Source organism: Frateuria sp., from assembly GCF_013362045.1.
Lineage (GTDB): Bacteria > Pseudomonadota > Gammaproteobacteria > Xanthomonadales > Rhodanobacteraceae > Frateuria_A.
Window position 1 is genome coordinate 1 of sequence record NZ_JABFWW010000269.1, and the last position, 13,767, is coordinate 13,767.

The 13,767-nt window shown below is 65.4% G+C and carries 8 protein-coding genes and 2 tRNA genes; 3 read left to right on the plus strand and 7 right to left on the minus strand.

What is annotated here, in order from left to right:
• Positions 1 to 569 precede the first annotated feature (569 nt).
• Entirely contained in the window at positions 570 to 2,363 is a 1,794-nt protein-coding gene (locus HOQ08_RS12840; protein ID WP_291195523.1) for a hypothetical protein, read from the plus strand.
• A gap of 155 nt (positions 2,364 to 2,518) precedes the next feature.
• Here the strand turns inward: HOQ08_RS12840 and HOQ08_RS12845 are convergent.
• Both HOQ08_RS12845 and uvrB read right to left on the minus strand, forming a co-directional pair.
• A tRNA-Val gene (locus HOQ08_RS12845) sits at positions 2,519 to 2,593 on the minus strand.
• Positions 2,594 to 2,714: 121 nt separating this feature from the next.
• Positions 2,715 to 4,745, minus strand: coding sequence for an excinuclease ABC subunit UvrB (gene uvrB / locus HOQ08_RS12850; RefSeq protein ID WP_291195526.1), 2,031 nt, complete (start codon positions 4,743 to 4,745; stop codon positions 2,715 to 2,717).
• 151 nt (positions 4,746 to 4,896) lie between these two features.
• Here uvrB and HOQ08_RS12855 point away from each other — a divergent pair, with 151 nt between their 5' ends.
• Positions 4,897 to 5,448, plus strand: a complete 552-nt coding sequence (locus HOQ08_RS12855) for a GspH/FimT family pseudopilin (RefSeq protein WP_291195529.1) — start codon at positions 4,897 to 4,899, stop codon at positions 5,446 to 5,448.
• Positions 5,449 to 5,527: 79 nt separating this feature from the next.
• Positions 5,528 to 5,755: a hypothetical protein gene (locus HOQ08_RS12860; RefSeq protein ID WP_291195532.1), complete on the plus strand. Its 228-nt coding sequence runs from the start codon at positions 5,528 to 5,530 to the stop codon at positions 5,753 to 5,755.
• 207 nt (positions 5,756 to 5,962) lie between these two features.
• On the opposite strand, the gene HOQ08_RS12865 is transcribed toward HOQ08_RS12860, so the two are convergent.
• The 5 genes from HOQ08_RS12865 to HOQ08_RS12885 all read right to left on the minus strand — a co-directional run bounded on the left by HOQ08_RS12865 (position 5,963) and on the right by HOQ08_RS12885 (position 13,603).
• A tRNA-Asn gene (locus HOQ08_RS12865) sits at positions 5,963 to 6,039 on the minus strand.
• A gap of 39 nt (positions 6,040 to 6,078) precedes the next feature.
• A complete protein-coding gene (ppnN, locus tag HOQ08_RS12870; RefSeq protein ID WP_291195535.1) occupies positions 6,079 to 7,503 on the minus strand; it encodes a nucleotide 5'-monophosphate nucleosidase PpnN in 1,425 nt (474 codons plus the stop codon).
• Positions 7,504 to 7,655: 152 nt separating this feature from the next.
• Entirely contained in the window at positions 7,656 to 10,985 is a 3,330-nt protein-coding gene (locus tag HOQ08_RS12875; RefSeq protein WP_291195538.1) for a carboxypeptidase regulatory-like domain-containing protein, read from the minus strand.
• A gap of 220 nt (positions 10,986 to 11,205) precedes the next feature.
• Entirely contained in the window at positions 11,206 to 12,924 is a 1,719-nt protein-coding gene (locus HOQ08_RS12880) for a lysophospholipid acyltransferase family protein (RefSeq protein ID WP_291195541.1), read from the minus strand.
• A gap of 82 nt (positions 12,925 to 13,006) precedes the next feature.
• On the minus strand, positions 13,007 to 13,603 hold the full coding sequence (locus HOQ08_RS12885) for a YhgN family NAAT transporter (RefSeq protein WP_291195581.1): 597 nt from the start codon (positions 13,601 to 13,603) through the stop codon (positions 13,007 to 13,009).
• Positions 13,604 to 13,767: the final 164 nt, after the last annotated feature.

Consider the following 13,767-nt stretch of genomic DNA (forward strand, 5'->3'; position numbering starts at 1 on the left):
GCACCAGATAGCGCCTTGCCGATGGCCTGATAGCAAGCAATTTGGTCGGGAGATTCCATAAAGCCTAACGCTTAGTAGACCCCAATTCAGGGCATATGCACCGATGGTCGGTTCTCCCGCATGCTCGCGTCAAGCTCAAAAATACTCATGCGCACAACAGCTTGGAGCCGGGGCCGATTCCGTCGACGTGCCTCCGGCGACTATGCATATCTGGCGGAACGAGGCCATAAGTCTTATCGCTGCGCGGATGGGGAAATAAACCGTATGGAAGAGACCATGCGACCCTGGCTTGCCCCTGCCGGCCTTCCGGCGAGCGAGTAGCTTCGCTCCCGACGGGTATCCAGCGGACACCACGCGGTGCATGCGCAAGCGACGCCCCCTCGGCGACGAGCGCCTTCCAAACCCCTTCCGGCCCAGAATCCACGAGCCGCCACGGAGCCGAAAGCCCCGGCGAGTGCACTTGCAGTTCCCGCTTTGCCGCTCGGCAAGCGGCCTGGTCCTTGTTATACGGAACGCCGACAAATGCGAGCCTAGGATTCGCCGAGCAGGGGGTTCAGGGAGGATTCACCATGAAATTCCTGCTGCTCGCGAGGCGCGCCGTCGGCGCCGCCTTGGTTGGTCCCATTGCCGTCGCACTTGCGTCGCAGTCGATGTCGATACCCAACCGCCCCTTGCAAGCCGATTCCACAGGCGTAACCAGTGTCGCCCCTGATGTGCCGGTTCCGGCCGGCGAGCCGTGTGTGGCGAACCTGTTCCAGAACGTGGACTTGTACGAGCAACCCTCCGGAACCGCTCCGTCGCCGATTCCCTATACCTACTCCCCACCGGCAGGCTGCCGGGGACCGTGGGCCAAGGTCGTGCTGACGGTCAGTCTTCAAGACGATGGCAACGACCCGACCCAGGCCTATATCCGCCTGGCCGGCATTCAAATTTTCCAAGGCTCGATGCCTTTCTATCGCTCGAATACGTGGCACGTCGAGCGCGACGTCACCGACCTCTCCTCACTTTTGACTCAGGCACACACTGGCCAGGCCGGCCTGCTCGCGGAACAAACGATCTGGCAAAACATGTCGACCGACCACGCCATTCTGAGCGCGCAACTGCTCTTCTACCGCGCATCTTCGTCCGCCCCGGCGCAGAAAACGCCCGACGCCCTGTTTCGGGTGGTGCCGGAGAACAACACCGTCTCGCTGCCGCACAACATCGTTCGCGCCTATCTGGACGTATATAACCAGGAACCTTGGTGGTACACCTGCGTAACCGACAAGGAAGGCTATGCCTTCTATAGCGCGGCGGCGATGGGAGGGCAGGCAAAGTTCGCCATCAATGCCCCGGACCAGGGTTGCGGCGGAGGCAGCTTCGCGGAAATCAAGGTGAGCATAGACGGCACGCCAGCCGGGGTCGCGCCCGTCTTCCCGCTGTTGCCTCAGACTCTCAGTTGGCCTGGTCCGAACCTCGACGCTCCGGAACAACCACCGCAAAGAATCGATCACGTGCCCTATCGGGTCGATTTGACACCGGTCGCCGCCATTCTCAATGAAGCAGGGCCGCACACGATCTCGCTCAGCCGCCCGGCAGATGCCTATCTGCTGGTCTATCAGGACAAGCAATCCGTGCGCGTCAGCGGAGCGGTAACGCTCAATACCCTGGCAGGTTCGGCGAGCTCGCCAACCGTGATCGACACTATCCATCAAGTGGGCGACACGGCATCAGGGCACATTTCCACCAGCCTGGATCGGGACTTCACGATCACCGGCTTCGTGAATACCTCGCGCGGTCGCTTGGAAACGACAGTCCATCAGGTCAGCCAATTCAATAATTACCAGGCGTTCTATCTCGATGGCCTGCAATTTCCCAATTACAGGTATTACCGGCAGCACCTGTGGCTGAACAGCCATACGCAGCAGCACAGCCACCGCACCAGGGGCAACGTTGTGCTGGATGACGACATATTCACGGCTTCCTATCCGCTGGATTTGCGGTGGGATGCCACCGGCGATACAGACACCGGCGACGGGTTCGAATCCGGCCCGTCGGAACCGCGCGTCCGCGTGAAACAACATCGCAATCTCGACGCGACCTACCTGAAAGGCGGCTTCGGCCGCTACACCAGCCGGGTGCGCGACGGCTTCGTATTCAGCCGCACCTTCGACCCATTCTCGGCTGAGAGCGTCAACGGGCAGGGCCAAGCGCAGTACGATTTCGGCGACAACCAAGGCAGCTGCTACCAATCCGCCGTCACTACGCTCAACGGCGCCATTGCCACCGAAACCAGCGGCGTTGGTTGTGCGGATGGCCAGAACAACGTGCGCTGGTACGCCCATCCGGACGGCTCGCCCGACAGCCTCGGCTGGACGCATTGAGTGGTATCAGTATCGCGAGGCGCCGCGCCGGCGCCTCGTTTTACGGGCCAGCTCACAATGCGCACTTTTTGCCTGTTGGCTACACAACACGCTGCCTGTTGAACACGCAAAAAAGGAGGCCGGCGAAAATCGCCGGCCTCCCTTGTTTCAACTCTTGGTGGGCGGTACAAGGATCGAACTTGTGACCCCTACCATGTCAAGGTAGTGCTCTACCGCTGAGCTAACCGCCCAAGAGCCGCGAAGTTTAGCAAGGGTGGGGGGGCGGTGCCAAGCTTTTTGGGTGGGTGGGGACAAGGCGAGCACCCGCCCCTCACCCCGGCCCTCTCTCCGGAGGGGAGAGGGAGCAGGGCGTCAGCTCTGCATGACTTGTTCGCGCAGTTTGTGGATCTGGTCGCGCAGGCGCGCGGCTTCCTCGAACTCCAGGTTCTGGGCGTGCTTGTACATCTGCCCCTCGAGCTTGCGGATCGCGGCGGCGGCCTGGGTGGCGCTGAGGTTGGCGTACTCCCCTGCCCCTTCGGCCACGGCCTTGCCGCGCATGCCCTTGGCGGCCTTGCCTCGTCCACGCGCGGCGGGCTCGGCGCGGGCGCCTTCCATGATGTCGGCGATGCGGCGCACCACGGTCTGCGGGGTGATGCCGTTGGCTTCGTTGTAGGCGATCTGTTTTTCGCGGCGGCGGGCGGTTTCGTCCATCGCCGCCTGCATCGAGCGGGTGATGTCATCGGCGTAGAGGATGGCCTTGCCGCGCACGTTGCGGGCGGCACGGCCGATGGTCTGGATCAGCGAGCCGGTGGAGCGCAGGAAGCCCTCCTTGTCGGCGTCCAGGATCGCCACCAGCGAGACCTCGGGCATGTCCAGGCCCTCGCGCAGCAGGTTGATGCCCACCAGCACGTCGAACTCGCCCAGGCGCAGGTCGCGGATGATCTCGGTGCGCTCGACCGTCTCGATGTCCGAGTGCAGGTAGCGCACCTTCACGTCGTGCTCGGAGAGGTATTCGGTGAGGTTCTCGGCCATGCGCTTGGTCAGCGTGGTGACCAGCACGCGGTCGCCCATGGCGATGCGCTTCTTGGCCTCGCCGAGCAGGTCGTCGACCTGGGTGCGCACCGGGCGAACCTCGACCTCGGGGTCCACCAGCCCAGTGGGGCGCACCACCAGTTCGGTGACGGCGTCGCCGGATTTCTCCAACTCGTAGTTGCGCGGCGTTGCCGAGACATAGATAGTGCGAGGCGCGCGGCCTTCCCATTCCTCGAAGCGCAGCGGGCGGTTGTCCATCGCCGAGGGCAGGCGGAAGCCGAATTCGACCAGCGTCTCCTTGCGCGAGCGGTCGCCCTTGTACATGGCGCCGAGCTGCGGGACGGTGACGTGCGATTCGTCCACCACCAGCAGCGCATCGGGCGGCAGGTAGTCGAAGAGGGTCGGCGGCGGCTCGCCGGGGCCGCGGCGCGTGAGGTGGCGCGAGTAGTTCTCGATGCCCTGGCAGAAGCCGACCTCGGCCATCATCTCGATGTCGAAGCGGGTGCGCTGGTCCAGCCGCTGCGCCTCGACCAGCTTGTTGTCCTTGTAGAGCTGCTCCAGCCGCTCCTTGAGCTCGACCTTGATGGTCTCGATCGCGTTGAGCACGCTCTCGCGCGTGCTGGCGTAGTGGGTGCGCGGGTAGACGGTGTAGCGCGGGATCTTGCGGATCGTTTCACCGGTGAGCGGGTCGAACAGCGAGAGGTTCTCGATGTCGCCGTCGAACAGCTCGATGCGCAACGCCTCGGTTTCCGATTCGGCGGGGAACACGTCGATGATCTCGCCGCGCACGCGGTAGGTGCCGCGGCGCAGTTCCATCTCGTTGCGGGTGTACTGCAGCTCGGTGAGCTGGTGGATCAGCTTGCGCTGGTCCATGTGCTCGCCGACCGAGAGGATCAGGCGCAGCGAGAGGTAATCCTCCGGGTCGCCCAGGCCGTAGATGGCCGAGACGGTGGCCACGATGATCGCGTCGCGCCGCGAGAGCAGCGCCTTGGTGGCGGCCAGGCGCATCTGCTCGATGTGGTCGTTGATCGAGGCATCCTTCTCGATGAAGGTGTCCGAGGCCACCACGTAGGCCTCGGGCTGGTAGTAGTCGTAGTAGCTGACGAAGTACTCCACCGCGTTATTGGGGAAGAACTCCTTGAACTCGCCATAGAGCTGCGCAGCCAGCGTCTTGTTCGGCGCCAGCACCACGGTGGGGCGCTGCACCTGCTGGATCACGTTGGCGATGGTGTAGGTCTTGCCCGAGCCGGTGACGCCCAGCAGCGTCTGCGCGGCCAGGCCGGCCTCGAAGCCCTCGCTGAGTTTCGCGATGGCCTGCGGCTGGTCGCCGGAGGGCTGGTAGGGCGAGGCGAGTTCGAAACGGTCGGTCATGGCTGACGGATATGCGGGCGGATGGGGCGATCTTAAAGGCGCCCTGCTGACAGGCCGTGTCAGCACAGGCGCACGGGTCGGCGGCTCGTGCGCCGCTTACGGCGACCTCATGAGGCACCGATGATGCCGCTTCCTCGCAGGGAGCGATGGCATGGCACGGATGCATGGAAGCAAGCGCCGCCGCATGTATGGCGTCACCCTGGTCGAACAGGTGATGGTGGTGGCGATACTGGCCATCCTGGTCGGCATCGCCAGCCCGTCGCTGGCGAGCCTGGTGCGCCGGCAGAGCGCGCAGTCGGCGCAGATGGATTTCCTGGAAGCCCTCGGCTACGCCCGTGGCGAGGCAGTGCTGCGGCGAGCGCGGGTGGTGTTCTGCCCGACCCGCGACCGCCTGCATTGCAGCGAGGAAAACCGCTGGGAGGGCGGCTGGCTGGTCGGCGTGGACCGCGATCGCAACAACCAGCCGGACGGGGCGCCGCTGCGCGTGGGCGACGGCCACGCGAAGCTGCTCATCCAAAGCAGCGGGGCACGACGGCGGGTGTTTTTCCTGCCCGACGGCAGCGCCGCCGGCAGCAACCTCACCCTGCTGTTCTGCAGCCCGGGCCAGGCGCGGGATTCGCTGGGCGTGGTGGTGTCGAACTCGGGGCGGATACGCGGATCCAGGCCCAGCAAGGCGCAGGCGGCCGCTTGCACGGGCGGCTGATGCGCGAACCGCAGGCGCTATACCGCCTGTTCACGAGGGCGGTGCAACAACGACGATGCCGTCCCGCCGAGATTGCACCATGGCCTACGGAGACAACTCCCGCCGCCGCCCGTCACCACCCAAGCCGCCGCCCGATGCAGGCCCCTTGCTCGCAGCGGCGCGGCAGCATCTCAAGAATGCGGGCGTGTCTGCCTGCGTCATCCACAGTCCGGATGGTCAGTTGCTGGTGGCCGTGGGCGCGCCGGCCGACCGGCTGTTCGCCTTGCTGGGAAACCATGTGCCGCCGACCGGGAACGCTCAGGGCTGAGGTTTTCTAGGGGCTGTAGGCGGCGCTGGCGAGGAAAGTTCGTCTGCGCCAAGGCACGTCGCCCCCAATCCACCTGTGGCATCTTCCCGTGATGCGAGGATGGAGCCGGCCGCAGCCAGGCACCCGAAGCGCGATGAGGCGCCTCTGCGCATTCGCGCCGCAAGCCAGGCACAAAAAAAGACCCCGCATTGCTGCGAGGCCTTCAACTGGCGCCCGAAGTTGGACTCGAACCAACGACCCCCTGATTAACAGTCAAGTGCTCTAACCAGCTGAGCTATTCGGGCGGGGCGAGCTGCGTAGTTTGCTTAGCGCAACTCGGACTGTCAAGCAGCCGGGGCAGCTTCCGCACCCTCCGCGCGCACGCGGTAGCAGGGCACGTAGGCGGAGCCGCCGGGGAGCTTCATGCGGTGCTGGCTGACGAAGGCCTGCAGCAGCGCGTCCAGCGCCCGCATGATGTCCGCTTCGCCGTCGATGTCGAAGGGACCGTGCTGTTCGATCGCGCGCACGCCCTCTTCCTTCACGTTGCCGGCGACGATGCCCGAGAACGCGCGGCGCAGGTCCGCGGCCAGCTCGTGGCGTGGGCGGCCGCGATGAAGGGCCAGGCCGCGCATCGCCTCGTGGGTCGGGCGGAACGGCAGCTGGAAGGCGAACGGAATGTCCAGCGCCCAGTTGAAGAAGAACGCGTCCTTGGTGTCGAGACGATGGTTGCGCACCTTGTCCACGCCCTTGACCATCGCGCGCGCCACTGCCGCCGGATCGTCCACGATGATCTGGTAATGCCGCGCCACCTCGTCACCCAGGCTGAGCTTGAGGAAGCGGTCGATCTGTTCGAAATAGGCGGCCGATTGCTTGGGTCCGGTGAAGATCAGCGGAAACGGCATGCCGGCGTTGTCCGGATGCAGCAGGATACCGAGCAGGTAGAGGATCTCCTCCGCCGTGCCCACGCCGCCGGGGAACACCACGATGCCGTGCGCCATGCGGACGAAGGCCTCCAGGCGCTTCTCGATGTCCGGCATGATCACCAACTGGTTGACGATCGGGTTGGGCGACTCCGCCGCGATGATGCCCGGCTCGGTGATGCCGATGTAGCGGTTGTTGCGCCGGCGCTGCTTGGCGTGGGCGATGGTGGCGCCCTTCATCGGGCCCTTCATGGCGCCGGGGCCGCAGCCGGTGCAGATGTCCATGCCGCGCAGGCCGAGCTGGTAGCCGACCAGCTTGGTGTATTCGTACTCGTCGCGCGAGATCGAATGGCCGCCCCAGCACACCACCAGGTTGGGGTCGATGTGCGGCTTGAGGATGCGCGCATTGCGCAGGATCTCGAACACGGCGTGGGTGATGCCGACGGTGTCGTCCAGGTCGAAGCCGCCCTGCTCCAGTTGGGTGGACACGTAGACGATGTCGCGCACCACTGCGACCAGTAATTCATTGATGCCGCGGATGATCTGGCCGTCGACGAACGCCTGCGCGGGCGCATGCGAAAGCTCGATCTTGATGCCGCGGTCCTGCTGCAGCACCTGGATATCGAAGTCGGGGTACTGCTCGAACATCGAGCGCGGGTCGTCGCTGATGCTGCCGGAGGTGAGCACGGCCAGGGCGCAGCGGCGCAGCAGCGCATGCAGGCCCGAGCCGCTGGCGTCGCGCAGGCGGGCGACCTCGTTGCGCGAGAGGATGTCCAGCCCGCCCGCTGGCGAGATGCGCGCGCTGACGGTGGCGGGCTTGCCGGCGCGGCCGGCGTGGGTGTCGTTCATGCTTGCCTTCTCCTGCCGCTGACGGGGTCCGGCCTGATGCCGGCACCGTGGCGGACCGCCTAGCTTCCTGCGCGTGCCGGATACGGTCAAGCCACAAAAAAAAGCCGGCGCCCTTGCGGACGCCGGCTGGAAGTTTCCTTCCCGGTTGCTACTTAGAACGTGTACTTGACCGTCAGCAGCACCGACCAGCGCTGGGCGAGGTCGTCGTTGTTGTTGATGTAGGTCGGCACGTCCTTCGGGCTGTAGACGCCGTTCTGGATGTAGTTGCTGCAGCTGGTGGTCTTGCCGGCGCAGGTGATGTCGTAGATGTAGTGGCCGTTGGCGTCCACACCATAGAAATCGGCCAGTGCACGACCCCCCGGGAACGGCTGGCGCTTCTCGATGCCCCAGTGCTTGTTCAGCAGGTTCGTGAAGTTGTACACGTCCAGCCGCACCACGCCCTTGTTGCCCCTGAAGATGCCCGGGATCTCCTGGCTGAAGCTCAGGTCGATCTGGTTGATCCAGCCCGCGCGGTCGCCATTGCGGTTGGCGATCTCGCCCTGGTGCTTCTTCAGGTAGTCGTTGCCCTGGATGTAGGCGTAGAACTGGTCGATCAACGCCTGGCTGGTGCCCGGGCGGAACGACACCTCACCCTGCCGCGGGATGTAGACCAGGTCGTTGACGTAGCCGTCGCCGTTGGCGTCGTTGCCGAACGACCAGCTGTACGGCGCAGCCGAGTGGCCGTCGTACAGGATGCTGGCACTGGTGGTGTAGTCGCCGAAGAAATGGTGCTGCCAGTTGAGCGAAGCAAGCACGCGCTTGGGAACCGAGTAGTTCGACGTGCTGGCGACGTTCTCGTTCGGGTTGGTGACGAAGTTGTACTTGTAGTTGGAGGTGGCGACGCTGGAGGTGCCCGGGTTGACCTCGGTCGAGCGGCTCCAGGTGAAGCCGACCATGCCCGACCACTCTTCCGAGAACGGCTTCTTCAGCGAGAGCGCGAGGCTGTCGGCCTTGCCGCGGCTGGTGTTGGCCAGGTTGACCACGTCGTTGAACAGCGGGTTGGCGTTGTTGCGCGAGAACTGCCCGGACGCCTTCGGATCCTTGTTGATGAACTTGTAGTAGGACACGCGGCCATCCGGCAGCACGCCCATCGGGGCGCCCAGGTTCTGGTGCTGGTACCAGATCGCGTCACGCTGCTTGATGTGCTCGTAGTCGACCGTCGCGACCAGGCCCCACCACGGCAGCTCCTTGTCGAAGCCGAGGCTGAACTTCCACGCGCTGGGCAGGTGGAAGTCCGGGTCGACGGTGTTCACCGTCATCTTGCCCGCACCGGTGGCCCCATCATTCTGGGCATAGGGATTCGGGCTGAAAGCGGGCGCGGTCGCACCCGTGCAGGTCTTCGAGGTCGCACCGCAGACGAACTGCGTCTGGGTCACGCCCGAGTTGGAGAAGATGTTGCCGATCCACACGTTCGGCGGATTGGCGATGAACAGGCCGGCACCGCCGCGCAACTGGGTCATGTGCTCGGTGTCGAACGCGTAGTTGAACGACAGGCGCGGCTGCACCACGCGGTGGCCATTGATGGTCGTCTGGTTGCTGCGGCCGAAACCGCCGGTGGACTGCCCGCTGGCGTTGACGCCGGGAGCGACCGCAAACGCCGGGTTGTTGAGCGGCCGGTCGCTCATCAGCGGAATGTCGACGCGAATGCCGTACTGCACGGACAAGGCGTTATTGACCTGCCAGGTATCCTGCAGGAACACGCCCCACTGCTTGATGCTGTAGTTGGCAGCGACGTCATCCAGCCCCAGGCCGGTGGCCGGGCGGTTGTAGTAGTACTGGTAGTACATGCCGCGCATGAAGTTCTCGAGGCCGGTGTACGGCTTGCCGGTGGACGGATTGACGTCCTTGGAATCCTCGAAGGTGTAGCTGCCGAAGGCATTCTGCATGAACAGGTTGTAGTACTTGTCCCGTTCGAAATCGAAGCCGCCCTTGATCGTGTGGTCGCCGGCGTAATACGTGCCGGCCCAGGCGGCGTTGAGCGTCTTGACCTTCAGCACGTTCGCCTGGCTGGAGTACTCGGTGCCGAACTCCACCGCCGGACCGCCGAAGGACACCGGGTAGACGGTGATGTCGGGCATCGCCACGCCGTTGTACGGGCCACGGTTCTGCGCGAAGTCGGCGTAGGACAGCGTGGTGTCGGTGGAGAAGCTGTCGGACCAGTCGTCATAGAAGTGCAGCGCGTAGCTCTTGCTGTCCACCTTGGTGGTGTACCAGCCGCTGGACAGCACCAGCTTGGTGGGGCTGCCGGTGATGATCGGCTTGGTTTCCTTGGTCTGGCTGTAGGTGAAGCTGGCGCGGTGGTTGTTGGAGATGTTCCAGTCGATCTTGCCGAGGTAGCGCTTGTCCTCCAGGTTGGAGTTGCCGCCGCCCACGTTGCCGATGTTGGTCAGGCCGTAGGCCGCTGCCGCGTCGCGCACCTGCTGCACCTGCGCCGAGGAGAGGTTGGCGATCGGGCTGGCGGCGCCCGAGTCGGCCGGGCCGTACGGGCTGCCGGCCGCGACCTGGGTGCTCTTTTCGGCCGAGACGAAGAAGAACAGCTTGTCCTTGACGATCGGGCCGCCGACGGTGGCGCCGCCGGTCCACTGGCGCGAGAAGCCCGCGTACTTCGCGTCGTTCTCGTTTTTGCCGATCATGTCGTCGTTCTGGAACGCGTAGTAGACCGAGCCGTGGAAATCGTTCGTGCCGCTCTTGGTCACCGCGTTGACGGTGGCGCCCAGGCCGCGGCGGGTGGCGACGTCGTAGTTCGCCGTGGAGATGTTGTATTCCTCGATCGTGTCCTGCGAGATCGGCGTGCCCAGCGTGGGCAGGCCGTTCGCGTTCAGCCCGAACGGGTCGTTCGCGCTGACGGAGTCGACCGTGATGTTGTTGTAGCGGCTGTTCTGGCCGACGGCGGAGATCTCGCCGCGCGCGCGGTCGGTGATCACGATGCGCGGGTCCAGGCGCACGATGTTCTGGATCGAACGGCCCGGAGTCGGGGTGGCTTCGATCTCGCGGCGCGAAACGTTGGTCGACAGGCCCTTGTTGTCCGGCGTGAAAGTCTGCGACAGCGCGTTGGCCGACACGGTCACGCCCTGCAGGTTCTTGGCGTTCTGCACCTGCGCGCCACCCATGGTGAGGTTGACGGCGGTGTCCTGGGCCAGCTGCAGGTAGACGTTGTCCTGGTCGATCTGATTGCCGTCCTTGGTCGCCTTGACGTCGAACGGGCCGCCCACGCGCAGGCCCTGTGCGGAGTAGCGGCCGTTGGCGTCCGTGGTGGCCATCTTGGTGGTGCCGGACGGCTCGTGCACGATCTGCACGGTGGCGCCGGCGACCGGCTGGCCGGCGGCATCGAGCACGCGGCCGCTGATCGAGGAGGAGGTCTCCTGGGCGACGGCAGGGGCGGCGACCGCCAGCAACGAGGCAATGGCGATGGGAAGTAGTTTGGCGCGAATGGAATGGTTCATGGGATACCTATGCTCGCAACGGAAAATTCGATGTCGGGGACAAAACGGCCCATGCCCGGCATAGGCCGGGCACGTCTAGGTCTTCGTGTGTCCCCTTGATTTCTTGGCGCAGCTATCGTCAAGCAGCGATGGGGCCGCCCCATCTACCAACCAGGCGTTAAGCGAACTTAACGATAGTTTATGACAAGACGACGACCAAATCACATCTTGTCGCAGGATCCTACGCGCCGCCCCTGCCGAGATAACGCGCCCGCTTGGCGGGCTTGAGAGTGGCCAGATCCAGCATCACCAGGCCGTCGACGCAGCCGGAAAAGCCGGGATCTTCGCCGAAATCCAGAAACTGCACGCCCTCGGGCTCGACCAGGTCGACATACTGGCGGTAGAGCACCGGCAGGCTCACGCCCAGCGCATCCAGGTGATGCTTGAGCTTGCCCAGCCCGGCCTGCGCATCGAGCCCCTCCAGCGCACGGCGCACCAGGCCGATCACCCCGGGCGAGACCACGAACGGCTGCCGGGCACTGGCCAGCCCCGGCGCGCCGAAATAGTGCTGGTGCGCGGCGGCGATCCATTCGCGCGCCTCGCGCGGCAGGTTGACCGACATGCTCACCGGGCCGAACAGGTAGCGCAGTTCCGGATGCCGCTGCAGGTACAGGCCGATGCCCTGCCACAGCTGGTCCAGCGCACGCGAGCGCCAGTAGGCCGGCGCGATGAAACTGCGGCCCAGCTCCAGGCCCTGCGCCAGGCGCGATTCCAGCGCCGGCGAGTAATTGAACAGGCTGGCGGTGTAGAGGCCGGCCAGGCCGCGCTCGGCGATCAGGCGTCCGCCATGGCCGAAGCGGTAGGAGCCGACGATGCGCAACGCCTTCGGGTCCCACAACAACAGGTGCTCGTAGTGCGGATCGAAGGCATCCAGGTCGCGCCGTGCGTTGGTGCCCTCGCCCACCTTGCGGAAGGTCAGTTCGCGCAGGCGGCCGATTTCGCGCAGCACTGCGCTGTCGGCTGCGCCCTTGAACAACCACACCTGCTTGCCGTCGTTGAGGTCGGTGAACTTCTCGCCCTGCGCCAGCAGTTCGGCGGCCACCCGTTCGGCCGGTTCCGGATGGGCCAGCGGCGCCTGCCCGCCGAAGATCAGGCCCTGCCGGCGACCGACGCGGTAAACGTGCCGGCGCATCAGTTTCGCGGCCCGCTCCGGCTGGCCGCCGCTACGCTGGGCGAGTTCGTCGGCACTGACCAACGCGCCCACGCTGAAGCCGATCCGTCGATGGCCCGGCGCCACCGCCTCGCGCGGCAGCATCGCCGTGCTGAGCGGCTTGGCCAGCATCGACAGGCCATAGAACATGGCCGAGTTGCGCGCGGCCACGTGCACCGGCAACACCGGCGCACGGCTGCGCTTGGCCAGTCGTGCGAAGCCGTCCGACCAGCTTCCGTCACGCACGCCGCCGGCCCCCATGCGCGAGACCTCGCCGGCGGGGAATACGATCAGCGCTTCGCCCTGCTCCAGCGCGCGATAGATGTCGCGCATCTTCGACGCCGCGCCCTTGCCGAACACGTCCACCGGCAGCAGCAGGCGGCGCAGCGGCTCGATCGACGCCAGCCAATCGTTGCCCAGGATGCGCACGTCCCGCCGCACCGAACCGACCAGGTGCAACAATGCCAGCGCGTCGACCATGCCCAGCGGATGGTTGGCTACCACCAGCACGGCGCCTTCCACCGGGATGTTCTCGCGCTCGCGCGCGTTGGCGTGGTAGCTCGCACCGAGCACATCCAGCGCGCGTTCGACAAAGTCGAACCCTTCGACCTTGCCCACCGCGTCGAGCACGCGGTTGAAGCCTGCCTCGTCGGCCAGGCGGCCGAGCAATCCCGCCATCGGCCGGCGGATCCGCGGATGTTGCGCAAGCCACGGCAGGCGCTCGGTGAGGGTTCGTTCGACGCTGAGCATGACCGCCTCCTCGTGTTTCGCCCATGCTGGGGCCTGAGTATGACAGCAGGGCGACGGGTGAAAGACGGCGACCGGTGGCGCCTCACACCTGCATGTGCAGGAACGCCGCCACGCCACCCATGAACATCTGCACCGACAACGCGATCAGCAGCATGCCCATCACCCGCTCCAGCGCCGTCAGCACGCTCTCGCCCAGCCAGCGGAACAGGTAGGTGGAAGACAGCAGGATCAGCGAGGTCGCCAGCCACGCCAGCAGCAGCGCGATGGCCCAATCGGCAGTGCGGCCTGGCGAAGTGTTGGTGAGCAGCAGCAGCGCGGCCATCGCCGAAGGGCCGGCCACGCCGGGAATCGCCATCGGTACGATGAACGGTTCGCCCTCGCCCGCCTTGCCGAAGATGCCGCCCTCGGCCGGCGGGAACACCATGCGGATGCCGATCAGGAACAGCACGATGCCGCCGGCGATGCTGATCGACTCCTGCTTCAGCTGCAGCAGCTTGAGGATGTGCTGGCCGCCGACCAGAAAACCCAGCAGCACGCCCAGCGCGATCAGCAGTTCGCGGATCATCACCCAGCGCCGGCGCTTGGGCGGCACGTGCTTGAGCAGGCTGAGGAAGAAGGGGATGTTGCCCAGCGGGTCCATGATCAGGAACAGCAGGATGCCCGCCGAGAGGGTGGTCATCTGCGTTTCCATGGAAGGCTCCTTCGGGTGATCGGCAACAGCATGCCATGCACGACCGGCCTGGCATATGGCGGTCGCGCGGGAAGTGCGCTCACGCAAGCATCTCTCGGCGGCATCCCCATGGCGCGGGCATGGCGCTTTTGCACATGGGTGCCCGCGTCAGC